Source organism: Georgenia halophila (assembly GCF_039541595.1).
Map to the genome: position 1 here is coordinate 464,767 of NZ_BAABGN010000002.1, position 22,305 is coordinate 487,071.

At 71.8% G+C, this 22,305-nt stretch carries 22 protein-coding genes and 3 tRNA genes; 11 read left to right on the forward strand and 14 right to left on the reverse strand.

Translation table 11 applies throughout. The features are described 5' to 3' along the window. Positions 1-229 precede the first annotated feature (229 nt). Entirely contained in the window at positions 230-1,444 is a 1,215-nt protein-coding gene (locus ABD907_RS03605; protein ID WP_345215425.1) for a pyridoxal phosphate-dependent aminotransferase, read from the forward strand. 96 nt (positions 1,445-1,540) lie between these two features. On the opposite strand, the gene ABD907_RS03610 is transcribed toward ABD907_RS03605, so the two are convergent. Together ABD907_RS03610 and ABD907_RS03615 are read right to left on the reverse strand one after the other, a co-directional pair. Beyond that, the gene (locus tag ABD907_RS03610; protein ID WP_345215112.1) at positions 1,541-2,950 is read right to left on the reverse strand and encodes an alanine/glycine:cation symporter family protein; all 1,410 of its coding nucleotides are present in this window, start codon (positions 2,948-2,950) and stop codon (positions 1,541-1,543) included. 83 nt (positions 2,951-3,033) lie between these two features. Further along, a complete protein-coding gene (locus ABD907_RS03615) occupies positions 3,034-4,332 on the reverse strand; it encodes a phosphotransferase (protein WP_345215113.1) in 1,299 nt (432 codons plus the stop codon). An 83-nt stretch (positions 4,333-4,415) separates the two neighbouring features. Between ABD907_RS03615 and ABD907_RS03620 the strand changes: the two genes are divergently transcribed. From ABD907_RS03620 to ABD907_RS03640, 5 genes are all read left to right on the forward strand, one after another. Next, the gene (locus tag ABD907_RS03620) at positions 4,416-5,441 is read left to right on the forward strand and encodes an adenosine deaminase (RefSeq protein ID WP_345215114.1); all 1,026 of its coding nucleotides are present in this window, start codon (positions 4,416-4,418) and stop codon (positions 5,439-5,441) included. Beyond that, complete coding sequence (locus ABD907_RS03625; protein WP_345215115.1) at positions 5,438-6,244, forward strand: alpha/beta fold hydrolase; 807 nt, start codon at positions 5,438-5,440, stop codon at positions 6,242-6,244. Before ABD907_RS03620 ends, ABD907_RS03625 begins: the two co-directional genes overlap by 4 nt. 2 nt (positions 6,245-6,246) lie before the next feature. Next, positions 6,247-6,984: an esterase/lipase family protein gene (locus tag ABD907_RS03630; protein ID WP_345215426.1), complete on the forward strand. Its 738-nt coding sequence runs from the start codon at positions 6,247-6,249 to the stop codon at positions 6,982-6,984. 62 nt (positions 6,985-7,046) lie between these two features. Then, positions 7,047-7,943 (forward strand): hypothetical protein, encoded by an 897-nt coding sequence (locus ABD907_RS03635; RefSeq protein ID WP_345215116.1) that lies wholly within the window; start codon positions 7,047-7,049, stop codon positions 7,941-7,943. Then, positions 7,940-8,317, forward strand: a complete 378-nt coding sequence (locus tag ABD907_RS03640) for a GntR family transcriptional regulator (protein ID WP_345215117.1) — start codon at positions 7,940-7,942, stop codon at positions 8,315-8,317. The genes ABD907_RS03635 and ABD907_RS03640 overlap by 4 nt, the downstream gene beginning before the upstream one ends. A 33-nt stretch (positions 8,318-8,350) precedes the next feature. On the opposite strand, the gene ABD907_RS03645 is transcribed toward ABD907_RS03640, so the two are convergent. The 7 genes from ABD907_RS03645 to ABD907_RS03675 form a co-directional block, all read right to left on the reverse strand. Continuing rightward, complete coding sequence (locus tag ABD907_RS03645; RefSeq protein WP_345215118.1) at positions 8,351-9,532, reverse strand: UDP-N-acetylmuramate dehydrogenase; 1,182 nt, start codon at positions 9,530-9,532, stop codon at positions 8,351-8,353. Next, positions 9,529-9,963 carry a MaoC family dehydratase gene (locus tag ABD907_RS03650; protein ID WP_345215119.1) on the reverse strand — a complete coding sequence of 145 codons (435 nt, stop codon included), beginning with the start codon at positions 9,961-9,963 and terminating at the stop codon, positions 9,529-9,531. The genes ABD907_RS03645 and ABD907_RS03650 overlap by 4 nt, the downstream gene beginning before the upstream one ends. Further along, on the reverse strand, positions 9,960-10,433 hold the full coding sequence (locus tag ABD907_RS03655; RefSeq protein WP_345215120.1) for an FAS1-like dehydratase domain-containing protein: 474 nt from the start codon (positions 10,431-10,433) through the stop codon (positions 9,960-9,962). The genes ABD907_RS03650 and ABD907_RS03655 overlap by 4 nt, the downstream gene beginning before the upstream one ends. Before the next feature lie 46 nt (positions 10,434-10,479). Beyond that, positions 10,480-10,650 (reverse strand): 50S ribosomal protein L33, encoded by a 171-nt coding sequence (gene rpmG, locus ABD907_RS03660; RefSeq protein WP_345215121.1) that lies wholly within the window; start codon positions 10,648-10,650, stop codon positions 10,480-10,482. A 55-nt stretch (positions 10,651-10,705) separates the two neighbouring features. Continuing rightward, positions 10,706-10,779, reverse strand: a tRNA-Met gene (locus ABD907_RS03665). A 47-nt stretch (positions 10,780-10,826) separates the two neighbouring features. Next, positions 10,827-10,899 (reverse strand) — tRNA-Thr (locus tag ABD907_RS03670). 154 nt (positions 10,900-11,053) lie between these two features. Continuing rightward, positions 11,054-11,135: transfer RNA gene (locus ABD907_RS03675), tRNA-Tyr, on the reverse strand. Positions 11,136-11,314: 179 nt separating this feature from the next. Here ABD907_RS03675 and ABD907_RS03680 point away from each other — a divergent pair. From ABD907_RS03680 to ABD907_RS03690, 3 genes are all read left to right on the forward strand, one after another. Then, positions 11,315-11,812, forward strand: a complete 498-nt coding sequence (locus ABD907_RS03680) for a YajQ family cyclic di-GMP-binding protein (RefSeq protein ID WP_345215122.1) — start codon at positions 11,315-11,317, stop codon at positions 11,810-11,812. Between the two features lie 180 nt (positions 11,813-11,992). After that, positions 11,993-12,514: a MarR family winged helix-turn-helix transcriptional regulator gene (locus tag ABD907_RS03685; protein WP_345215123.1), complete on the forward strand. Its 522-nt coding sequence runs from the start codon at positions 11,993-11,995 to the stop codon at positions 12,512-12,514. Positions 12,515-12,517: 3 nt separating this feature from the next. Next, the gene (locus ABD907_RS03690) at positions 12,518-13,375 is read left to right on the forward strand and encodes an EamA family transporter (protein ID WP_345215124.1); all 858 of its coding nucleotides are present in this window, start codon (positions 12,518-12,520) and stop codon (positions 13,373-13,375) included. Between the two features lie 76 nt (positions 13,376-13,451). On the opposite strand, the gene htpX is transcribed toward ABD907_RS03690, so the two are convergent. Beyond that, positions 13,452-14,312, reverse strand: a complete 861-nt coding sequence (gene htpX / locus ABD907_RS03695) for a zinc metalloprotease HtpX (RefSeq protein WP_345215125.1) — start codon at positions 14,310-14,312, stop codon at positions 13,452-13,454. Between the two features lie 139 nt (positions 14,313-14,451). Between htpX and ABD907_RS03700 the strand changes: the two genes are divergently transcribed. Beyond that, positions 14,452-15,318 carry a hypothetical protein gene (locus ABD907_RS03700; protein ID WP_345215126.1) on the forward strand — a complete coding sequence of 289 codons (867 nt, stop codon included), beginning with the start codon at positions 14,452-14,454 and terminating at the stop codon, positions 15,316-15,318. A 22-nt stretch (positions 15,319-15,340) separates the two neighbouring features. Here ABD907_RS03700 and ABD907_RS03705 read toward each other — a convergent pair whose 3' ends face one another. Continuing rightward, complete coding sequence (locus ABD907_RS03705) at positions 15,341-16,747, reverse strand: FAD-dependent oxidoreductase (protein ID WP_486334045.1); 1,407 nt, start codon at positions 16,745-16,747, stop codon at positions 15,341-15,343. Positions 16,748-17,045: 298 nt separating this feature from the next. On the opposite strand from ABD907_RS03705, the gene rarD reads away from it, so the two are divergent. Then, positions 17,046-17,966, forward strand: coding sequence for an EamA family transporter RarD (rarD, locus tag ABD907_RS03710; protein WP_345215127.1), 921 nt, complete (start codon positions 17,046-17,048; stop codon positions 17,964-17,966). A 175-nt stretch (positions 17,967-18,141) separates the two neighbouring features. Here rarD and ABD907_RS03715 read toward each other — a convergent pair whose 3' ends face one another. Genes ABD907_RS03715 through ABD907_RS03725 form a run of 3 tightly spaced genes read right to left on the reverse strand, consistent with a single transcriptional unit; the run spans position 18,142 to position 22,294 of the window. After that, the gene (locus ABD907_RS03715; protein WP_345215128.1) at positions 18,142-19,149 is read right to left on the reverse strand and encodes a polyprenyl synthetase family protein; all 1,008 of its coding nucleotides are present in this window, start codon (positions 19,147-19,149) and stop codon (positions 18,142-18,144) included. Positions 19,150-19,163: 14 nt separating this feature from the next. Then, positions 19,164-20,729 (reverse strand): NADH-quinone oxidoreductase subunit NuoN, encoded by a 1,566-nt coding sequence (gene nuoN, locus ABD907_RS03720; protein WP_345215129.1) that lies wholly within the window; start codon positions 20,727-20,729, stop codon positions 19,164-19,166. Continuing rightward, positions 20,726-22,294: an NADH-quinone oxidoreductase subunit M gene (locus tag ABD907_RS03725; protein WP_345215130.1), complete on the reverse strand. Its 1,569-nt coding sequence runs from the start codon at positions 22,292-22,294 to the stop codon at positions 20,726-20,728. The genes nuoN and ABD907_RS03725 overlap by 4 nt, the downstream gene beginning before the upstream one ends. Positions 22,295-22,305: the final 11 nt, after the last annotated feature.

Here is a 22,305-nt window from a genome sequence, read left to right on the forward strand (position 1 = left end):
CGGACGGACCGCCATGCTGCCCGTCCCACTCATGGGCAGGCCTCAGCATGGTGGAAAGTCCACCGCCGAAGAGTCTACGTGCTGAGAAGGTCAGGGTCGAACCCGCGCCCGAGGGACCCTCGTCACAGCCAGGGCCGCTCTCCCCCGCCGCCATCGGCTCACCGCGCGAGGCACGGCTTCGGTGACACCTGACAAGACAGCCGCCGACGGCGGAAGCTCACGTGACACGATAGGTGCCGTGAGTTCATCAGCGAAGCCCCGAGTCTCCGCCCGCCTGGCCGCCATCGCCGAGTCCGCGACGCTCGCCGTCGACGCCAAGGCCAAGGCCCTCAAGGCCGCCGGCCGCCCCGTCATCGGTTTCGGTGCCGGAGAGCCCGACTTCCCGACGCCCGAGTACGTCGTCGAGGCCGCCGTCGCGGCCGCGAAGGACCCCGCGAGCCACCACTACTCCCCGGCGAAAGGGCTGCCGGTGCTGCGCGAGGCCATCGCCGCGAAGACGCTCCGCGACTCCGGCTACGAGGTCTCTCCCGACAACGTCCTGGTGACCAACGGCGGCAAGCAGGCCGTTTACCAGTCGTTCGCGGCCGTGCTCGACCCCGGTGACGAGGTGCTCCTTCCCGCGCCCTACTGGACCACGTACCCGGAGGCGATCTCCCTGGCCGGGGGCCGCGCCGTCGAGGTCTTCGCCGGCGCCGACCAGGACTACCTCGTCACGGTCGAGCAGCTCGAGGCGGCCCGGACCGACAGGACCAAGGTGCTGCTGTTCAACTCGCCGTCCAACCCGACCGGGTCCGTCTACTCCCCCGAGCAGACCGAGGCCATCGGCCGGTGGGCGCTCGAGCACGGCATCTGGGTCATCACCGATGAGATCTACGAGCATCTCGTCTACGACGGCGCGACGTTCACCGCGATCCAGCGCGCGGTCCCCGAGCTGGCCGACACCACGATCGTCGTCAACGGCGTCGCCAAGACCTACGCGATGACCGGCTGGCGGGTGGGCTGGATGATCGGCCCGACCGACGTGATCAAGGCCGCGACGAACCTGCAGTCGCACCTGACCTCGAACGTCTCCAACGTCTCCCAGCACGCCGCGGTGGCTGCGCTGACCGGTGACCTCAGCGCGGTGGCGACCATGCGAGAGGCGTTCGACCGCCGTCGCCGCACGATGGTCGAGATGCTGGATGCCATCGACGGCATGACGGTCCCGACGCCGCGCGGCGCCTTCTACTGTTATCCGTCCGTCGAGGGTGTCCTGGGGCGCACGATCCGAGGCCGCACGCCGACCACCTCGGTGGAGCTCGCCGAGCTGATCCTGGAGGAGGCGGAAGTCGCCGTCGTTCCCGGCGAGGCGTTCGGCCCGAGCGGCTACCTGCGACTCAGCTATGCGCTGGGCGACGACGACCTCGCCGAGGGAGTCGGACGCATCCGGGAGCTGCTCGCCTGAGCCTGCCCGACCGGCATGGAGCCCTCGACCGCGCGGTCGGGGGCTCCTTGCTGTGGGTCGGCGACTTGCTGCCGGGCGGCGCCCGCCGCTCGCGTGTCAGCGCCGTCCGAGGGCGCCGATCCCGTCGAGCGTGGGCTCGTCCGGCTCGCTGAGCAGGGTCGGATCTTCCCGAAGGTAGGCGCGGGTCTCCCGCGTGACGAGTCCGGCGCAGATGATCAGGCCGATCAGGTTCGGCAGCGCCATCAGCCCGTTCATCACGCCGGAGAAGAGCCACACCACCGACAGCTCGGTGGTCGCACCCGCGAAGATCGCCAGGGTGAACACGACGCGGTACGGGGTCACGCCCTTGACCCCGACCAGGCGCTCGACGCACCGCTCGCCGTAGTAGGACCAGCCGAGCAGCGTCGAGAACGCGAAGAACACCACCGAGATCGTCACGATGTAGTGGCCCCAGTCACCGAGCCCCCGGTTGAAGGCCTCCGACGTCATCTCGACGCCCTCGAGGCCCGACGACCACGCACCCGTGGTGATGATGACGAGGCCCGTCATGGTCACGACGATGATGGTGTCGATGAAGGTTTGGGTCATCGACACCAGACCCTGGCGGACCGGGTGGCGCGTCTCGGCCGCCGCGGCGGCGATGGCCGCCGAGCCGAGGCCGGACTCGTTGGAGAAGATGCCGCGTGCCACGCCGTACTGGATGGCGAGGATGAGGCTGGACCCCGCGAACCCGCCGACCGCGGCCGTGCCGGTGAAGGCGTCGGTGAACACGATCGCCAGCGCGTCGGGGATGGCGCCGACGTTCAGGACGAGGACCACGAGCGCGGCGAGCACGTACAGCACGATCATCAGCGGCACGAAGCCGGCGGTGATCCGCCCGATCGTCCGGATCCCGCCGACGAGCACCAGACCGACGACGACGACCATGACCAGCCCGGTCAGCCAGGTCGGCACGTCGAAGGAGTCCTGCATCGCCAGGGCGACCGTGTTCGCCTGCGTCCCGTTGCCGATACCGAAGCTCGCGACGACGGCGAAGATCGCGAACAGGATGGACAGCACGACGCCGAACGTGTTCGGGATGGCGCGGGTGAGGTAGTACTGCGGGCCGCCCGAGACGTTGCCCTTGGCATCTTTGGTGCGGAACCGCACGCCCAGGAACGCCTCGGAGTACTTCGTCGCCATGCCGAGCAGCGCCGTGACCCACATCCAGAACAGGGCACCGGGGCCACCGAGGTACAAAGCCCCGGCCACGCCGGCGATGTTGCCGACGCCGACGGTCGCGGCTAGCGCCGTGGTGAGGGCCTGGTAGTGCGAGATGTCGCCGTCGGCGTTCGGATCCTTCCGGCGCAGGAGGGCGAGCCGCAGTGCGGGGCCCAGCTTGTGCAGCTGCATGCCGCCGAGCCGGATCGTCAGGTACAGGCCGGTGCCCAGCAGCAGCGGGATCAGCAGCCACGGTCCCCAGACGAAGGTGTCAGCGGCTTCCAACCACGATTCGATCGTCTCCATGGCGGACACCGTAGCGGTGACGCGCGACACACCGCGGAAGGCTGCCGTGCGGGTCGCGCGCCGTCAGTGCGGTTGCGTGCTCGTCAGCGCGGCCCTCGCTTCGCCAACAGCTCACGGCCGACCGCGAGCCAGGCCTCCGCGCGCGCCAGCCGTCCCTCGGCGTCGGCGCGCCAGTGCCCCCCGTCGGTTCGTCGGGCACCGGCGACCAGCGAGAGGACGACGCCGGCGCAGCGGGCGTGGAGGGCGACCGGGTCGACCAACCCGCTGCACGTCCGGGTCCACTCCTCCAGGACCGCCGGCACGTACGGGTAGGTCTGCGGCGCCAGGTGCGGCAGCACCGACACGTGCCCGAGGAGGCACGCCAGGTCGTCGACGCGATGCCCAGGCCCGACGGCGTCGACGTCGAGCAACGTCGAGACGGCGACGACGCCCGGCCGGGTGTCCATGAGGACGTTGGCCTCGTAGAAGTCACCGTGCGTGGGCACCAGCGGGCCTGGATCGGAGGCGGCCATCAGGTCGTTGACGCCGGCCGCGAGCGCCCGCGTCCGAGCGCTGTGCTCGGGCAGGACGGTGGCGGCGGCATGCGCGTAGTGGTCGGCGCGGTCGGACCAGGCGGGACGTGCCGGCAGGTTCAGCACCCGGGCGGGCAGCGCATCCAGCGTGCCGAGCAGGGCGGTCAGCAGGGCACCGCTGCGCTCCCCCGCACCTCGGGCGAGCATATTGGCCAGCGGGGTGCCACGTCCGGTCTCGAGCAGCACGAGGCCGTCCTCGTCCGCCCGCAGCACCACGGGCGCGGGCACGCCGGCCGCGGAGAGCATCCGGTGCCGGTCGACGAACGACGCGGCGACGGACGGACGGACCACCTTGAGGTAAGCCGTACCGCCGTCGGTGGTCCCGCCAGTCCCGCCGGCCGCGTCCGTCCGGGTCACGCGCAGCACCGCACGCCGGGTCGGCCGATAGGCGAGCAGCTCCACGGCGACCGGGGTGCCCAGGCGCTCCGACAGGCGTGCCGCGTCGCACGCCACTGTCAGGCCGGGGAGCTCGGGGTCGGCGGGGTGACGCCACAGGTGGACCGCCGAGCCGTCACCGGGCGGCCCGAGGTTCACCAGCCGGGAGGTGGCGGTGCGGGTGAGCCGCGCCGTCGTCGCGCACAGGTACTCCTCCGTGCGCACGGGCGTGCCGCCGGAGGTCGGGCGCTCCACCGTGGCGGTGTAGCCGACCGTGACCCCGGCGCCGGGACGGTGGTGCACGGTGTGGACCTGCCAGTCCAGGAGGCGCGTGCCGTCGGCCTCGAGGGCACCGGCGAGCATGCCGCCGGCCTCGTTGCCGGTCAGCATCGCGACGTCGGTCGGCTCGCGCTGGGCCGCCGCGGGCACGCTCATGGCTCCAGTCCACCACGCCCGCGGGTCCGTGGTGAGCCAGACACGAGATTTGTCCTCGCGGAACTCCTGGCAGACTGCCAGAGGTGCGAGATCTCGACACCCTCCCGAAGGCCCACCTGCACCTGCACTTCACCGGGTCCATGCGGGTGGCCACGCTGGTGGAGCTGGCCGAGGAGGCCGGGATCCGGGTGCCTGCGGCGCTGACGGACGCCGATCCGCTCCGGGTCCCGGCGTCCCAGCGCGGCTGGTTCCGCTTCCAGCGGGCCTACGACGCCGCGCGTGCGGTGGTTCGTTCGGAGCGTGCCATGCGCCGGATCGTGCGCGAGGCGGCGGAGGACGACGCCGCCGAGGGCTCGCGGCGACTGGAGATCCAGGTGGATCCGACGTCGTACGCGCCGTTCGTCGGAGGTCTCACCCCGGCGTTGGAGATCGTGCTCGACGAAGCTGCCGAGGCATCCGCGCGCACCGCCGTGGAGGTCGGCGTCATCGTGGCGGCCTCACGTACCCGGCACCCGCTCGATGCCCGCACTCTGGCCCGCCTGGCCGCCAAGTACGCCGGCGACGGCCCTGGCGGGGTGATCGGTTTCGGCCTCAGCAACGACGAGCGGCGCGGCACCACCTCCGACTTCGCTGCGGCTTTCCGCATCGCCCGGCGCGCCGGACTTGCGGGCGTGCCCCACGGCGGCGAGCTGGAGGGCCCGGAGCACGTGCGCGAGGTGATCGCTCACCTCAAGCCCACCCGCCTCGGCCACGGGGTCCGGGCGGCGGACGACCCGGATCTGCTCGCCCGCGTCGTCGACGCCGGCATCGTCCTGGAGGTCTGCCCCGCCTCGAACGTCTCCCTCGGCGTCTCCCAGGAGCCGGCTGACGTGCCGCTGCGCACGCTGCTCGACGCCGGCGCGCACGTCGCCCTCGGTGCCGACGACCCACTGCTGTTCCTCTCCCGCCTGACCGACCAGTACCGGATCGCACGCGAGGCGCACGGGCTCGACGACGACGCCCTCGCGGAACTGGCCCGCGCCTCCATCCGGGCCTCGCTGACCTCGGAGACCTCCAAGGCGACCATGCTGGCCGACGTCGACGCGTGGTTGGCGCCCGAGGCGTCATGAACAGCCAGGTACCGGACAGCACCACCGTCAAGCGCGAGGGCGGTAAATGGGTCCGGGTGCACCGGGTCCGGCAGACCGGCCGGCACGCGCGAGCGGAGCGCCCCTCGTTCATCCTCCTGCACGGCATCGGCGTCTCCTCCCGCTACTTCCTGCCTCTGACGACCGTCCTCGCCGAGCACGGCGACGTGCTCCTGCTCGACCTGCCCGGCTTCGCGGGTCTGCCTCGACCAGAACGCCCGTTGGGCATCGAGGACTTCGCGGCCGTGGTGGCGGACGTGCTGGACGCCGCCGGGGTCACTGAGGCGATACTGGTCGGCCAGTCCATGGGCACGCAGGTGGCGACCGAGCTGCTGGCGACCCGCCCGGACCTCGCTCGCGGTGCCGTGCTGGTCGGACCGACGACCGACGCGTCCGCGCGGCGGGTGCGCACGCAGCTCCTGCGGTTCGTCCGGACCGTTGTGCACGAGCCGCGGCGCATGCGCGCCATCGCGATCCGCGCGTATCTCGCGTGCGGCCCGCGCTGGTACCTGCAGGTGCTGCCCGCGATGATGTCCTACCCCACCGAGGACCGGCTCGGCCGGGTGAGCGCCCCCGTGGAGATCCTGCGCGGCGAGCACGATGAGGTCTCCCCCGCCCGCTGGACCCGCCTGCTCGCCTCCCGCGTCCCGGGCGGGCGCACCCGGACCGTGGCCGGGGCCGCGCACTCCGTGGTGCTCGACCACGCCGCGGAGGTGGCCGACGCCGCCCTCGACGTGCTGGCACGGGTACGTCGACGTTCACGCCCGCCGGCCGAGGAGGCGTGAGCATGCCGGACCTGCGCCTGGGGGTCCGGGCGCGCGACTACGTCTACGCGCTGCGCCATGAGGCGCGGGCCCTGCTCGGTCCGCGCACCGATCCGTCACGCCTGCTGCGCGGACGGGACGCACCGGACGCGGAGCCCGCCCGAGGTCCCGTGCTGCTGCTTCCCGGCATCTACGAGACCTGGCGTTTCCTGGAGCCGCTGGGGCACCACGTCGCGGAAGCGGGGCACCCCGTCCACGTCGTCCCCGCTCTCGGGGTCAACCGGCGCCGGGTCGACGACGCCGCACGCCGTGTCGCCCGGTACCTGGAGAATCACGACCTGACAGACGTGGTCCTGGTCGCGCACTCCAAGGGCGGGCTGATCGGCAAGACGGTGATGCTCGGGCCGAGCGGTGGCCGGGTCGCCGGGATGGTCGCCGTTGCCACGCCGTGGGAGGGCTCGGTCTACGCCGGCTACTTCCCACCCGGCTCGGCGGTACGCCACCTCGCTCCGAGTGACCGCCGACTCCGGAGACTCGCCCGCGAGCGCGCCGTGAACGCTCGGATCGTGGCGGTCGCGCCGGCGTGGGACCCCCACATCCCAGGCAGCGGCGCGCTGCCGGGTGCGCGTCGGACCGTACGGCTGGCGGGCTCCGGCCACTTCCGCGTCCTCGACGACGCGGACCTCCTCGAGACGGTTCGATCGTCGGTGCTCGAGCTGGGTGACCTTGGTGAGCCGCGGGACCCGCCGACACCGGCTTGACGACCGGCACGGCTCTCCGCGACGATCCATTGAATCAATGACTCAACACATTGGAGCCTCGTGTGTCGCTGATCCCGATCGTGGCCGCCGTCGTCCTCCTGGCTCCGCTGGCGCTCGTGGCGGCGGCGGTGGCGGCGCTCGCCGCGCACGGGCGCCGACACCGACCGGAGAACACCCCCGGCGCGACCCTGCTGGCGGCGCGGCGGCACGAGGACGTCACCTCGGTCATCGGGTTCCTCGGCGGGTTCGCCGTCTTCGTCGCCGTCGTGGTGCTCGGTCTGGGCCCGCGACTGCCAGGCCCGCCGGGGATCACTCTCGCCGTCGCGCCTGCCGCGTCCGCGCTGGTGCACCTGGCGGTCCATGCGGTGGGCGAGCGGACCTGGCCTCGCCCGGTGGGCGCGGTACGTAGCGCGGCGCTGCGCCGTCGTTCGGTCCGTGACCTGACGGGACGCCGCCTCGTTCTGCTGATCGTGACGGTCGCCGTCCTCGGCGTGGCGCTGCTCGTGTTCTCCCTGACGGCGGACCAGAGCGGCCGCGCCGTCGCGCACCTGATCACCTCGGAGGACGCCCGAGCGGGCTCCGGCGGTGGCGCGTCCGGGCCCTACCCAGGAGCGCCCTACGCCGTGCCGGTCGCCGTCGGCACGCTGATGGTGCTGCTGGCTGGGGCCTGGGTGCTGCACCTGGCGGCGCGGCGCCCGGCGGTGTCCGGCACCCGGGTGGTGGACGACCTGGTCCTGCGCCGCACCAGCGCCCGCCGGATCCTCGGCGGCACCCAGCTGGCCGTCGGGGCCACCGCCACGGGCGTGCTGCTCGTGGCCGGCGGGGCGCTGTCCAACGCGGGCTGGGCGCTGGGTGCCTGGGTCACGGTCGGGCTCGCCGCCGCGTGCGGGCTGGTGTCGATGGGCGCGGCGGCCAGCGCCGTGCCGTCCGCCCCCGCGGCAGAGCCGACCGGGCGATGACCATGCAGATCACGATCGACCTCGCCTCCGGCGTCCCGCCGTACGAGCAGATCCGCGGGCAGGTCACGGCCCTGGTCGCGGCCGGCACGCTCGTGGCCGGCGACCGCCTCCCCACGGTGCGTGACCTGGCGGCAGACCTCGGCGTCGCCGTGGGGACGGTACAACGCGCCTACCGTGAGCTCGAGGCGGCCGGCGTGGTCCTGTCCCGACGCCGTACCGGCACGGTCGTCGCACCCGTCGCCAACGACGGCCGCGCGGACGACGTCGCGGCGGCGCGGCAGGGCGCGCGGGCGTTCGTCCGACGGGCACGCGCCGCCGGCCTGACCGACGAACAGGTCCTCGACCTCGTCCGTGGCGCTCTCATGGCGGAGTGATCGTCTGCCTTCTGTGGTCAGATCTGCTCTGTCTCAGAGCCTCGCACCCACGAGCACCGGTTCCGGCTCGAGGGTGACGCCGAAGGTCTCGCGGACACCGTCGCGGACGGTGCGGGCGAGGGCGAGGAGGTCTTCCGCCGTCGCCCCGCCGCGGTTGGTCAGCGCGAGCACGTGCTTACCGGACAGGCCTGCGGCGCCGGCCACCTGGAAGCCCTTGTCGAACCCGGCACGGGAGATCAGCCACGCCGCGGAGGTCTTGACGAGGCCGTCCACCACGGGCGCAGCCCCGCCGATCTGCCCGATCCGCGTGTGGTCGGTGACCGGGAAGCGCGGCGCGTCCTCGGGCAGCAGCCGGTCCGCCTCCGCCGTCGGGAGGATCGGGTTGGTGAAGAAGGAGCCGGCCGACCAGGTGTCGTGGTCGGTCGCGTCGAGCACCATGCCCTTGCCGCGGCGCAGCTCGAGGACGGCCGCGCGTACCTCGGCCGCGGGTGCCCGGGAGTCCGGAGCGACGTCCAGCTTCCCGGCGAGCTCGGCGTAGCGCACGGGCGCGGAGAGGGTCGCCAGGCGCATCTGGAACGTCACCTCGAGGACGACGTAGCGGCCGCTGGGCTGCCAGGTCCGTCCCCCGCCGTCGGCCGGGTCGGTTCGGGAGCGCTTGAGGATGCTGGTGCGGTAGCCGAGGCCGAGCTCGCCGACGGCGAGCATGCGCGTGCGGCGCTCGAGCCGGTCGTACACCCGGACGGAGGACAGCGTCTCGGCGACCTCCTGGCCGTAGGCACCGACGTTCTGCACGGGTGTGGCGCCGGTGGATCCGGGGATGCCGGAGAGCGCCTCGACGCCCATCCAGCCCTCCTCGACGGCGGTGGCGACGACGTCGTCCCAGTCGTGCCCGGCGGGCACCACGACGTTCGCGCCGGAGCAGCTCGAGTCGGCGGTGGCGTCGATGCCGCGGCGCGCGTCCCGCACGACCACGCCCTCGAAGCCGTCGTCGGAGACGAGCAGGTTGGAGCCCCCGCCGAGGACGAGCAGCGGCTTCCCGGCGTCGTCGGCCGCGCGGACGGTGTCGACCAGCTCGGTCTCCGTCGTCGCCTCGACGAACGCGTCGACCGGGCCGCCGACGCGCAGCGTGGTCAGATCGGCAAGGCGGGTAGTGCCGGCCGGTGCGGCCGGGCCGTCAGCGGCGGCCGGCCGGTCGACGCGTGGCGAGCCGGTCACAAGGTGACGACCGCCTGGGCCTTGGCGAGGACGGTCACGCCGACGCAAGTCACGGTCAGGTCGACGCGCACCGACTCGGCGGCGAGATCGACCGCGCCGACCTTGCCGACCACCTCGATCTCGGCGCCGTCGGGGTCAGGCACCGCGACGGGGCGGGTGAAGCGCACGCCGTACTCGGTCACGGCGCCCGGGTCGCCGGCCCAGTCGACGACGGCGGACCCCGCCAGGCCCATCGTGAGCATGCCGTGCGCGATGACTCCCGGCAGGCCGGTTTCCTCGGCGACGCGGTCGTTGTAGTGGATGGGGTTGAAGTCGCCGCTGGCGCCCGCGTAGCGCACGAGGCGGTCGCGGTCGACGGCGTAGGCGCGGCGGAACAGCTCCTCGCCGGCCTCCAGGTCGGTCAGGACCGGCCGCGGCGCGTTCTCGGTCATCGCCCATCCCCTCGGACGGCGAGCGTCGAGGTGACGGTCGAGACGGGAACCTCGTCCGTGTCGGCGATCTCGGCGCGGGTGGTCACCAGGGTGATCCCGCCGCGCTCGACGATCTTGTCGACGTGCACGGTGGTGCGGAGGCGGTCGCCCGCGACGATCGGCCGGTGATGGTCGAAGCGCTCCTCGGCGTGCACCACGCGAGAGAAGTCGATTCCCGACTCCGGGCCGGCGACGTAGGCCTGCTCCGCGCGTTGGGCGAGGACGACGGCGAAGGTCGGCGGGGCGACGACGTCGGCGTATCCCAGATCGAACGCGGCGTCCGGGTCCGTGTGTGCGGGATGGGCGGCACCCGTGGCCAGTGCCATCTCCGCGATCTTGGCGCGGGAGACCACGTAGGTCTCCGTGGGGGCATAGCTACGCCCCACGAGCGTCTGGTCGACGCCGGTGGGGCGGTCGCGATCCTCGGTCATCAGCCCAGGTTACGGGGCATGACCTCAGCAGCTGGGCAGGTAGCCGTCAGCGGGTCTCGCGGTGCGTCGTCTTGGCGTTGCAGCGCGGGCAGAACTTCGCGAGCTCGAGCCGGTCGGGGTTGTTCCGCCGGTTCTTCTTGGTGATGTAGTTGCGCTCCTTGCACACCTCGCAGGCGAGGGTGATCTTGGGGCGGATGTCAGCGGTCTTGCTGGCCACGGTTCTTCCTCACGTTCGTCTTTTACCTGCGGCCGGTGGCCGCTGTCGCTACGGGTAGCGGGGGCGGGGCTCGAACCCGCGACCTCACGATTATGAGTCGTGCGCTCTTACCGACTGAGCTACCCCGCCGCGTCCTGTCCTCCCGACCATGGTATGACGGCGGGAAAGCAGACCAGAGCCCCGAAAGGGAATCGAACCCTTGACCTTCTCCTTACCATGGAGACGCTCTGCCGACTGAGCTATCGGGGCAGCGCGGACGAGCCTACCCGGCCCGGGGCCACCCGCGAAATCGCAGAGGGCACCGCCCAGGTGAGACCACTCACACCACCTGCCGGACCGGGACCGGGATGGTCCGGACCGACAACGGCGGCCCAGCGGCGGTCGTCACCGATGAGCCGTTCCGTGGCGGGTGCAGGATTCGAACCTGCGAAGCATCACGCGGCTGATTTACAGTCAGCTCCCTTTGGCCGCTCGGGCAACCCGCCGTACGCACGAAGCGCAGATGGAACGATAGCAAGGTGCCGGGCCCCCGTGTCACATCCGTCCGGGCGACGATCGTCACACCGGCCCGCGTGGCCCGACGGTGGTCGCCGAGCCGGCACCACACTGGTCACCACGCAAGAGACGTCCACCCGTAGACCACGAGACTTCACGAGGAGCAACCATGGCCGATTCGTCCTTCGACATCGTCAGCAAGGTGGACCGCCAGGAGGTCGACAACGCCGTCAACCAGGCCGCGAAGGAGATCAACCAGCGTTACGACTTCCGGAACGTCGGCGCCTCGGTGACGTTCAGCGGGGACGTCGTCACGCTGGCGGCGAACTCGGAGGAGCGCGTCCGGGCGGTGCTGGACGTGCTGCAGACGAGGCTGATCCGCCGCGGCGTCTCGCTCAAGGCGATCGACTTCGGCGACGGGGAGCCGAAGGCCTCGGGCAAGGAGTACCGCCTGGCCGGGTCGCTGAAGGAGGGACTGGACCAGGAGAACGCCAAGAAGATCACCAAGCTCATCCGCGACGAGGGGCCGAAGGGCGTCAAGGCCCAGGTCACGGGGGACGAGGTCCGGGTCAGCTCGAAGAAGCGCGACGACCTGCAGACCGTGATCGCGCTGCTCAAAGACGCGAAGGGCATCGATGCGGCGCTGCAATTCGTGAACTACCGGTAAGGGACACAGTCGCACCCCGGCGACGGTGCGCACCGGAGTCGACGTCGGCGGTTCGAGTCACCGAGAACCTGACTCGAACCGCGAAACCTGTCTCGAACCCGAGTAGTGGCCGAAGCGCCCTGACGGCTCGCCACGCCGTGCCACATGGTGCCCGCCCGGCCGGTCTGCTATGCATGAGTTATGCATAACGAGGCGAGGCTGGCCAATCTGCTCGGCGCCGCCGCACTGCACGTGTCGGAGACGATGCTGGCGCAGGTCAGGGCCGCGAGCGGCACGAGCACCAGCGGCGCCGCCGCCCTCGTGGTGCTGGCGCACCTCCGGCAGCTGAGCGTCACCGAGCTGGGCCGAGGCATCGGCCTGTCGCAACCTGCCGCGGCCCGCATGGTCGACTCCCTGGTCGCGTCCGGTCTCGTGCGCCGGCTGGCGGGCAGCGGTCGCACGGTGCCGGTCGAGCTCACGGACGCGGGCCGCGAGGTGGTCCGCGAGGTGCTCGACGTACGCGCCGCCGAGCTCTCCGCACTGATCGCCGATCTCGACGAGCCCGAGCGTCGCACGCTGTCCGCGCTGCTGGAGAAGCTGCTGACCGGCATGTACGACGAGGCCGGCAGCTCGACGTTCCTGTGCCGCCTCTGTGATCGGCACAGCTGCACGGAGTCCGACACCTGCCCCGTCGGTCAGGCCGAGCGCACACGGAGGGCCTGAACCATGGGCGTCGTCCTGGCCCTGCTCTCGGCGCTGAGCTACGGGGTCTCCGACGTCGTCGGTGGTCTTGCGGCCCGCCGGATGCTTCCGGTGCGGGTCGCCCTGGTGGGACAGATCGGCGGGCTGCTGACCGTGACCGTCGTCGTCGTCGGCGTGCCGCACCCACCTCCGGAGGTGGTCGACCTCGCCTGGGGCGCGCTGTCCGGGGTCGGCACCGGCGCCGGCATGGCGTTCCTCTTCCGTGGGATGAGCCGTGGCGCGATGTCGATCGTCGTCCCGCTCAGCGCGGTCGGTGGCGTCGCGCTGCCCGTTCTCGTCAGCGCCACCGTCCTCGGCGAACGACCTCCGGGGCTGACCTGGCTCGGCGTATCGTTGGCGCTGCCCGCCCTGTGGCTGATCACCCGGACGTCGACCGGCACGCCCGCCTCGCGCGCATCCCTGGTCGACGGGCTTGCCGCGGGCGTCGGCATCGCGATCCAGTACCTGTGCCTGGCGCAGGCCGGGGCCGGCTCGGGCCTGTGGCCGGTTCTCAGCGGCCGGGTCGCGGCGATCGTCACCGTGCTCGCGGCTGCCGCAACGATCATGCGGGGATCGGACGGAGCCTTGCGGCAGCGAGGTACGGCGAGCACCGGTGTGCTCGCCGCTGCGGCCGGGGCGGGCGTGCTGGCCGCGGCGGCACTCGCCGCCTACCTGTTCGCGCTCCGCACCGAGTTCGTCACCGCGACGGTCGTCCTGTCCTCGCTCTACCCGGTGGTGCCGGTCGTCGTCGGGCTCGTCCTGCTCCGGGAACGGCTCCGTCGCCGTCAGGTTACCGGCCTCGTCGCAGCCCTGGGCGCGACAGTCCTCATCGCGATCGCCTGAGCCGGCGACGCTGCGCGCCGATCACGAGCGCCTCCTGCCGCACCACCGCGGTGCGCCCGTCGCGGGCGCCGGCAGCTCAGAACCCGGCCAGCCGCTCCAGTCGCGCGATCCGCTCCTCCATCGGCGGGTGCGTGGAGAACAGGCGCGCCGCGCCGCCGCCCCGGAACGGGTTGGCGATCATCATGTGGCTGACGTTCTCCGTGCGCGTCGTCGGCTCCAGCGGCCGGGCGGTGGCACCCGCCTCGATCTTGCGCAGCGCCGACGCCAAGGCGAGCGGGTCACCCGTCAGCTGGGCACCGTCCTCGTCGGCATCGAACTCGCGAGTGCGGGAGATGGCCATGTTGATGAGTCCGGCGGCGATCGGTGCGAGCAGAGCCATCGCCAACAACGCAATGGGGTTGGCGCGGTCGCGGCCACCTCCGAAGAACAGGGCGAACTGGGCCACGGAGGTGATGACGCCGGCGACGGCTGCGGCGACCGCGGAGGTGAGGATGTCCCGGTTGTACACGTGCATGAGCTCGTGGCCGAGGACCGCCCGCAGCTCACGCCGGTCGAGCAGCCGCAGGATGCCCGCGGTGCAGCACACCGCGGCGTTGCGCGGATCCCGACCGGTGGCGAAGGCGTTCGGCTGGGCCGTGGGCGAGATGTACAGCCGCGGCATCGGCTGGCGCGCCGCCGTCGAGAGCTCGCGCACCATGGCGTACAGCCCCGGCGCCTCGGCCTCGCTGACCGGGCGCGCTCGCATCGCCCGGATGGCGATCTTGTCGGAGTTCCAGTAGCTGTAGAACGTCATCCCGACGCCGAACAGCGCGAAGAGCCAGATGAGCGCCGAGCTCCCGGTGCCCTTCGCGATGACCACGCCGACGGCCAGCAGGATGGCCCACATACCTCCGAGGAGCAGTGCGGTCTTCAGACCGTTGTGATGACGGCGGTTCATCGTGGTGCGGCTCCCCCTTCCTCCGGTGCGTCACCGAGGCTGGTCTCTCGGTGTCTGTCCTGGTCAACGCAACCGTCGCCCCGGTCGTTCCCACGAGGTGCGTGCCTCACCTGCTCAACTCGTTCTCTACTCTTGGTCCATGAGCACGGACGGGGGGCCTCGCGAGTCGTCGCAGCCGTATCGCGACCTCCTCGCGGCAGGTCCGCCCGCCACTCGGCCGTCCTCGGCGACGCCGGGCCATGCGGAGCCGGACGGTGAACCGGCACGGCCGGACCAGGAGAACACTCCGGACATCACCGTCGTCGTGCCCGGCGAGCTTTCCACGCGCCCGTACCCGGGCGTGCGACCCGCCACCTCGGTGCCCGGCCCGGCACCACGGCCGTCGGCGCCGCCGACGCCTCGCCCGCGACCGAGGTTCCGGCGCTACTACGGGTTGGCCGCGATGCTGGTGCTGGGAGCCGGGATCGCGGGCGCCGTACTCACTGTCGCGGCGGGCGAGGCCCGGACCGACTGGGACGTCGAGATCTCGATGCAGCAGCAGGTCACCATGGACCTCCCGCCGGCGGAGACCAGATGGATCTGGGCGCCGGAGAGCCACGTGGACGACGTCGCGTGCACAGCCACGGACAGCACCGGCGCCGACCTGCCGATGTCGGCCGCTCCGAGCCAGAGCCACGACGACTACGAGTCGGTGTTCCGCTTCCCCACCGGGAACGGCGCCGTGACGATGACCTGTGACGTGACGGCCGAGGCTGCGAGCGTGTGGCAGCCGGGGTCGACGACGCTGTGGGTCGGTGAGCCTGCTCCGTCCGAGCTCATGCCGTTCCTGCAGGCGGCTGTGCTGCTGCTGTTCGGTGGGCCCGCCGTCGGCGTCCTCGTGCTCGTCGTGACCGTGCTGGCACAGATCGGGCACGCCGTGGTCGGGACCGTGCGCTCGCGCACCGGCGAACGGCAGACGTCCCGCGCGGCACGCGGCGAGCCGGGTCGGCACCGAGAGGGGCGCTGACGGCTCGGGCGGCTCGGGCGGCTCAGTACAGGCGGCCGTCGTGCTCCTCGCCGCGTGAGATCGCCGTCATCGTGTTCCGGTCGACGACCTTGACGCGGTCACGCGGGCCGTCGGCGGCCTGGGCGCCGAGCTCGTGCTCGAACGCGTCGAGCAGCTCCCAGCCCTCCCACGTCGTGTACCGGACGCCGGCGCTCTCGAGCGCGGCGAGCATCGCGTCGTGACCGACCTGGTCGGCGTCATCGGTCCGCGCGCGCAGCAGGTCCGCCTCTGCGTCGGCGACGAGGTGTCCGATGGTCTGGCGGGCGTCAGACTTCGTCGACCCGATCAGCCCCACGGGACCGCGCTTGACCCAGCCGGTCGCGTAGAGGCCGGGCATCCACTCGCCGTCAGCGCCGAGGATCCGGCCCTCGATGTTCGGGATGACCCCGCGGACCTCGTCGAACGGCACGCCGGGGACCGGGGACGAGAAGTAGCCGACGGCGCGGTAGACGGCCTGCACCGGCGTCTCGACGTACTCCCCGGTGCCACGCACGTTGCCGTCTCCGGTCAGCTCGGTGCGCTCGGTGCGCAGGGCCTCGACCTGACCGTCACCGAGGATCTCGACCGGTCGGTGCAGGAAATGCAGGTGGATGCGGCGGGAGGCCGTCAGGTCCTCCTCCTCCTTCAGCGTCCAGTCGATGAGGGTCTTGACGACCTGCTTGGTCTGGTTGGAGGCGCGGATGGCCTCCTCCGAGCCCTCGTCGAAGTCGAAGTCCTCGTCGTAGACGATGACGTCGACGTCGGGCACCTGGCCGAGCTCACGGAGCTCCAGCGGGGTGAACTTCACCTGTGCGGGGCCGCGGCGTCCGAAGACGTGCACGTCGGTGACCTTGTTCGACCGCAGACCCTCGGCGACGTTGTCGGGGATCTCCGTGGGAAGCAGGTCCTCCGGGTGCTTGGTGAGCATCCGTGCCACGTCCAGCGCGACGTTGCCGACCCCGACCACGGCCACCTGCTCGGCGTCCAGGGGCCAGGTCCTTGGGACGTCGGGGTGACCGTCGTACCAGGAGACGAACTCCGAGCCGCCGTAGCTGCCTGGAAGGTCCACGCCGGGGATGTTCAGCGGGGCGTCCCGGTCAGAGCCGGTGGAGATGATGACGGCGTCGTAGTGCTTCTGCATCTCCTCGAGGGAGATGTCCTTGCCCACCTCGACGTTGCCCACGAGCCGGATGTCGCCACGCTGCAAAATCTTGTAGAGAGCGACGATGATCTGCTTGATCCGCGGATGGTCGGGCGCGACTCCGTAGCGGACGAGGCCGAAGGGAGCCGGCATGCGCTCGAAGAGATCGATGCTCACGTCCAGCCCGGACTTCGACAGGATGTCTGCGGCGTAGATACCGGCAGGGCCGGCACCCACGAGTGCCACGCTCAACGGGCGGGAGCTGGTCACAAGTACCTCTCGACGACGGGACCGCCCACCTGTTTCCACGCACCGTCGGGCGCGTCCAGGGGCGGGAACGACCGGCGTCCATTCTATGGGTCAGGCCCCTGGCCGGTCCGGCCCCGCGACACAGATCACACCGGAGGCGAGGGCGCCCGACACCGATGGCAGTGGCGCGGTGCCGATCCCGAGCCCTTGCGCTCGACGCGAACGGCGGGGCACGAACGGAGGGGCGGACGGAGCCGCGCACTGATCGCAGGGCGGACGACGGCGGGGGCGCACGGGCGACCTGTGCGACAGTTCCGGCGTGGTGGCCCGTGATGGTGAAGACAGCCCCTCGAACCGTCCCGGGATGGCCATGGGGCTCGGGGCATACGTCTTGTGGGGCGCCCTGCCCATCTACTTCCGCGCGTTGGAGCCGGCCGGCCCCGTCGAGATCGTGGCACAGCGCGCGGCCTGGTCGCTGGTGTTCTGCCTCGGCATCCTCGCGTTCACGGCGGGCCTGCGCACGCTCCGGCCGGTGCTGCGGGAGCCGCGCACCCTTGGTCTTGTCGCACTGGCCGGGACGTTCATCGTGGCCAACTGGCTCGTCTACATCTACGGCGTCGACACGGGCCGGACCATCGATGCGGCGCTCGGATACTTCATCAACCCCATCGCCACCGTCCTGCTGGCGGTAGTGGTCCTGCGCGAGCGGCTGCGCCCCGCCCAGTGGGTGGCGTGCGGCCTGGGCGTCGTGGCCGTCGCCGTCATCGCCGTCGGCTACGGGGAGCTGCCCTGGATCTCGCTGTGCCTGGCGGGCTGCTTCGGGCTGTACGGGCTGGTGAAGAATCGGATCGGCCGCACGGTCGACGCCCTGCCCGGCCTCGCGGCGGAGACCGCGGTGCTCTTCCCGGCCGCCGTCGGTTACCTGGTCTACCTGGAGGCGATGGGAGCGGGAACGTTCGGCGACGGCGCCCAGCACAGCCTGCTGCTCGTGCTCTCCGGACCGATCACCGCGAGCCCGCTGCTGCTCTTCAGCGCCGCGGCGCGCCGGCTCCCGCTCAGCGTCATCGGGATGCTGCAGTACGCCGCTCCCCTGCTGCAGCTGGCCGTCGGCGTGCTGCTGTTCCACGAACCGATGCCGCCGGAGCGGCTGGCCGGGTTCGTGATCGTGTGGGTGGCGATCGCGGTCCTGACGGTCGACGGGCTCCGCAACCGCCAACGCCTCGCCCGGCGCACCGCCTGATCGCCCATCTGGGGACGACCGCAGCAGCGCGTCGCGGGAGCGCCCTCGCCGGCAGGCTTTCACCGGCGCCCGGGCGGGCACGCGCATGACCAGTCGGCACGCGCATGACCAGTCGGCACGCGCATGACCGGTCGGTGCGCGAGTGACCAGTCGCGGGGGGCGTCGGTGTCCGGGGTCAGGCCAGGCGGTCGACCAGGAGCCGGGCGAAGGCCTCGAGCGCGTCCTTGACCGGCGAGGCCGGCAGCGGGGCGATCTCGGCGACGGCGTCGTGCGCCCACCGCTCAGCCAGCGCGCGGGCCTCGGCGACCACCTCGTGGGCACGTAGGTCGGCGACGACGGCACGCAGCTTCTCGTCGGAGGCGAGCTCCTCGACCCGGAGCCGGTCCAGCAGGTCCGCACCGGTGGCGTCCAGGGAACCGTTCTCGGCCCGCTGTCGCAGCAGCAGGACGGGCATCGTGTCGACGCCCTCACGCAGGTCGGTGCCCGGGGTCTTGCCGGTGGTCGCCGCGTCCGCGGAGAGGTCGATGACGTCGTCGGCGAGCTGGAAGGCCACACCGACCTTCTCGCCGTACCGGGCGAGCAGATCGGCCAGCTCCTGGCCGGCGCCGGAGAACGCCGCCCCATAGCGGGCGGAGGTGGCGATGAGGGAGCCGGTCTTGTCCGCGAGGACACGCAGATGGTGCTCCACCGGGTCCTGACCGTCGGTGGGCCCCATCGTCTCGTGCAGCTGGCCGAGGCACAGGCGCTCGAACGTCTCGGCGTGCACCCGCACCGCATCCGCGCCCAGGGACGCCACCAGCCGCGACGCCCGCGCGAACAGCAGGTCGCCGGTGAGGATCGCCACCGAGTTGCCCCACACCTCGTGCGCCGCCGGGGCTCCCCGGCGCAACGGCGCGGAGTCCATCACGTCGTCGTGGTAGAGCGTCGCCAGATGGGTCAGCTCGACCGCGACGGCCGCGGAGCGCACCCCGTCGTTCTGTCCGTCACCGAGCTCGGCCGTCAGCAGGGTCAGCAGGGGCCGCAGCCGCTTGCCGCCCGCCGACGCGAGGTGCGCGCTCGGCGGGTCCACGAGGGCGTCGGCCCCGACGACGGCCTCGCGCAGCCGTTCCTCGACCTCGTCGAGGTGTGGGTACAGGCGGGCCTCGAGCTCGGCGTCGCCCAGAGGCAGCATCGCTGTCGTCACAGGAGGAACGGTACTCATGGCAGGAAGGTGGCTGCCTGCCCGGCGAGCCCGAGCAAGGGCCCGGGCAGCACGCCGAGCAGAAGGGTGCCCACCGCGCAGACGGCGACCGCGACCGTGGTCAGGCCCTCCGACCGGACGACGGCGACCGTGTCGCCGTCGGGCTCGGTGAAGAACATCAGCACGACGAGCCGCACGTAGAAGAACGCGGTGGCCGCCGACGCCAGCACGGCAAGCACGACCAGGACGGTGTGGCCGCCCTCGATACCGGCGGCGAACACGGCGAACTTGCCGATGAACCCCGCCGTCAGCGGGATGCCCGCGAAGGACAGCAGGAACACCGTCATGGCGACCGCCACCACCGGGCTGCGCCGTCCGAGACCCGCCCACTGCGAGAGATGGTTCGCCTCGCCGGTGACGTTGCCCTCGGGGTCACGCTCACGCACCAGCGTCACCAGCGCGAAGGCGCCGACCGTGGCCAGGCCGTAGGCGAGCAGGTAGAACAGCACGCCCGGGATGGCCGACTGCTCCAGCGCCAGCACACCGATGAGCACGAAGCCGGCGTGCGCGACGGAGGAGTACGCGAGCATGCGTTTGACGTCACTCTGCACGATGCCGACCACGGTGCCGAGCACCATCGTCAGGACGATGACGACCCAGAAGAACGGCGTCAGGTCCCAGCTCATGTCGGGCAGCGCCACGTACACGAACCGCAGCAGGACGGCGAACGCGGCGAGCTTCGTCGCGGCGGCCATGAAACCCGTGACGGGCGTCGGGGCGCCGGTGTACACGTCGGGCGTCCAGGCATGGAACGGCACGGCGCCGATCTTGAACAGCAGGCCGGTGATGACCATCACCGAGCCGGCCAGCAGCAGTCCGTCCATGCCCACGGTGGCGGGCACGGCCTCGGACAGCCCGGCGAAGGTGATCGAGCCGGAGTACCCGTACAGCAGCGCGATGCCGAAGATCATGAACGCGGACGCGAACGCACCCAGCAGGAAGTACTTCAGCGACGCCTCCTGGGAGAGCAGCCGCCGTCGCCGCGCCAGGCCCGAGAGCACGTACAGCGGGAGCGAGAGCACCTCCAGGGCGATGAACACCGTCAGCAGGTCGTTCGCCTGCGCGAAGACGAACATGCCGGTCAGCGCGAACAGGGTCAGGGGGAAGACCTCGGTCTGGGCCATGCCGGCCCGCGTGGAGTCCGCCTCCTCCGCCGATCCGGGCCGGGCCGCCGCCTGCGCGACGAAGGCTCCCTCACCGGACTCGGTACGGTCGGCGATCACGAGCAGACCGACGAAGCCGAAGAGGGCCAGGATCGCCTGGGCTGCCAGCCCCGGCGTGTCTTCGACGACGGCGCTGCCGACGGCATGCTGCGGCCCGCCGGCGACGACCTCGGTCCAGCGCCAGACGACGGCGACGAGCGCGGCGGCGACCGCGGCGAGGCCCAGGATCAGCTGGACGGGCCGACGCGGACCGCGGGGCACGAACGCCTCGACGAGCACTCCGACGACGGCCGCACCGGCGATCAGGAGGGTGGGCAGGAGGGCGGCCCATGCGATGGACGGCGCTTCGAACGTGGTCACTTGGCGCTCCCTCCCTGGTCAGCGGGATCGGCGGTGTCGATCGAGACTGGCTGGTCGACGGCGATCCCGTCGGCCACCGGGGTGACGGCGTCGACCACCGGGCCCGGGTACAGGCCCAGGGCCAGCATCGCGACGACCAGCGGGGCCATCACCCACCGCTCACGCAGCCCGAGGTCGGGCAGGTCGGCCAGCCCGTCACGGGTGGGTCCGGTGAAGATCCGCTGATACGGCAGCAGCAGGTAGACGGCGGCGATGATGACGCCGAGCACGGCGACGACGCCGGCCACCACCGACACCCGGAAGGTGCCGAGGAGCACGAGGTACTCCGGCACGAACCCGCTCAGGCCGGGCAGGGCGATGGAGGCCAGACCGGAGACGAGGAACGTCCCGGCGAGCACCGGCACCGCCTTCTGGAGACCGCCGTAGGCCGGGATCTCCTGGGTGCCGCCGCGGCGGGTCAGGAACCCGGACACGAGGAACAGCGCCGCCGTGGAGACGCCGTGGGCGACCATGTAGACCATGGCGCCGGTCAGCGCGACCTGGTCACGGATGAAGATGCCCAGCACGATGAACCCGAAGTGGCTCACCGAGGTGAAGGCGATCAGCCGCATGATGTCGCGCTGACCGACGGCGAGCAGGCCGCCGTAGATGATCGAGACCAGCGCGAGACCGATGATCACCGGCGCTGCCCACTCCGAGGCCGCCGGGAAGAGCGGCAGGCACAGGGCGATCATCCCGAAGGTGCCCACCTTGTCGAGCACACCGACGAGCAGCACGGACGCCCCGGCCGGAGCCTGCTGGGCGGTGTCCGGCAGCCAGGTGTGCACCGGCCACATGGGCGCCTTGATCGCGAAGGCGATGAAGAACGCCAGGAACAGCAGGCGCTCGCCCATCACCGAGGTCTCCAGCGAACCGACCAGGTTGGAGATCAGGAAGCCCTGCTCACCGCCCGGGCCCACGATGTAGAGGGCGACGACTCCGACGAGCATGATGAGTCCGCCGGCGAGGGAGTACAGCAGGAACTTCAGCGCCGCGGTGCGCCGCCTCGGGCCGCCGTAGCCGCCGACGAGGAAGTACACCGGGACGAGCATCGCCTCGAACAGGACGTAGAAGAGGAAGACGTCGCGTGCGGCGAAGACACCGACCACGACGGCCTCGAGCGCCAGGACGAGGGCGACGAAGCCCATCTGGCGGCGCTCGACCCGCTGACCGTCCGGCACGACCTCCTGCTCGCGCCAGGCGGCGAGCAGCACGATCGGCACCAGGAAGACGGCGAGCAGAACCATCGCCAGGCCGAGGCCGTTGATGCCCAGGGCGTAAGAGACGCCCAGCTGCGGGATCCACGCCGCCATCTCGGTCAGCTGGATCTCGCCGGCCGCAGCCGTGTCGAACTGCGTGGTCATCACCACGGCGAGCGCCAGCTCGACGAGGGACACTGCGATGCCGTACGGCCGGGCCACCCGGTGCAGGGGCGGCACCAGCCACAGCAACGCCGCCGCTGCCAGCGGCACCACGATCAGCACGGTCAGCCAGGGCATGCCGGCCATCGCGTTCACTCCATTCATCGGTTCCTCCG

Excerpts from the sequence above, each read along its gene's own strand:
- ABD907_RS03610 (WP_345215112.1), bottom strand. The coding sequence starts at position 2,950 with ATGGAGACGATCGAATCGTGGTTGGAAGCCGCTGACACCTTCGTCTGG.
- ABD907_RS03615 (WP_345215113.1), bottom strand. The coding sequence starts at position 4,332 with ATGAGCGTGCCCGCGGCGGCCCAGCGCGAGCCGACCGACGTCGCGATG.
- ABD907_RS03625 (WP_345215115.1), top strand. The coding sequence starts at position 5,438 with ATGAACAGCCAGGTACCGGACAGCACCACCGTCAAGCGCGAGGGCGGT.
- ABD907_RS03630 (WP_345215426.1), top strand. The coding sequence starts at position 6,247 with ATGCCGGACCTGCGCCTGGGGGTCCGGGCGCGCGACTACGTCTACGCG.
- ABD907_RS03640 (WP_345215117.1), top strand. The coding sequence starts at position 7,940 with ATGACCATGCAGATCACGATCGACCTCGCCTCCGGCGTCCCGCCGTAC.
- ABD907_RS03650 (WP_345215119.1), bottom strand. The coding sequence starts at position 9,963 with ATGACCGAGAACGCGCCGCGGCCGGTCCTGACCGACCTGGAGGCCGGC.
- ABD907_RS03655 (WP_345215120.1), bottom strand. The coding sequence starts at position 10,433 with ATGACCGAGGATCGCGACCGCCCCACCGGCGTCGACCAGACGCTCGTG.
- ABD907_RS03680 (WP_345215122.1), top strand. The coding sequence starts at position 11,315 with ATGGCCGATTCGTCCTTCGACATCGTCAGCAAGGTGGACCGCCAGGAG.
- ABD907_RS03685 (WP_345215123.1), top strand. The coding sequence starts at position 11,993 with ATGCATAACGAGGCGAGGCTGGCCAATCTGCTCGGCGCCGCCGCACTG.
- ABD907_RS03690 (WP_345215124.1), top strand. The coding sequence starts at position 12,518 with ATGGGCGTCGTCCTGGCCCTGCTCTCGGCGCTGAGCTACGGGGTCTCC.
- htpX (WP_345215125.1), bottom strand. The coding sequence starts at position 14,312 with ATGAACCGCCGTCATCACAACGGTCTGAAGACCGCACTGCTCCTCGGA.
- ABD907_RS03700 (WP_345215126.1), top strand. The coding sequence starts at position 14,452 with ATGAGCACGGACGGGGGGCCTCGCGAGTCGTCGCAGCCGTATCGCGAC.
- ABD907_RS03725 (WP_345215130.1), bottom strand. The coding sequence starts at position 22,294 with ATGAATGGAGTGAACGCGATGGCCGGCATGCCCTGGCTGACCGTGCTG.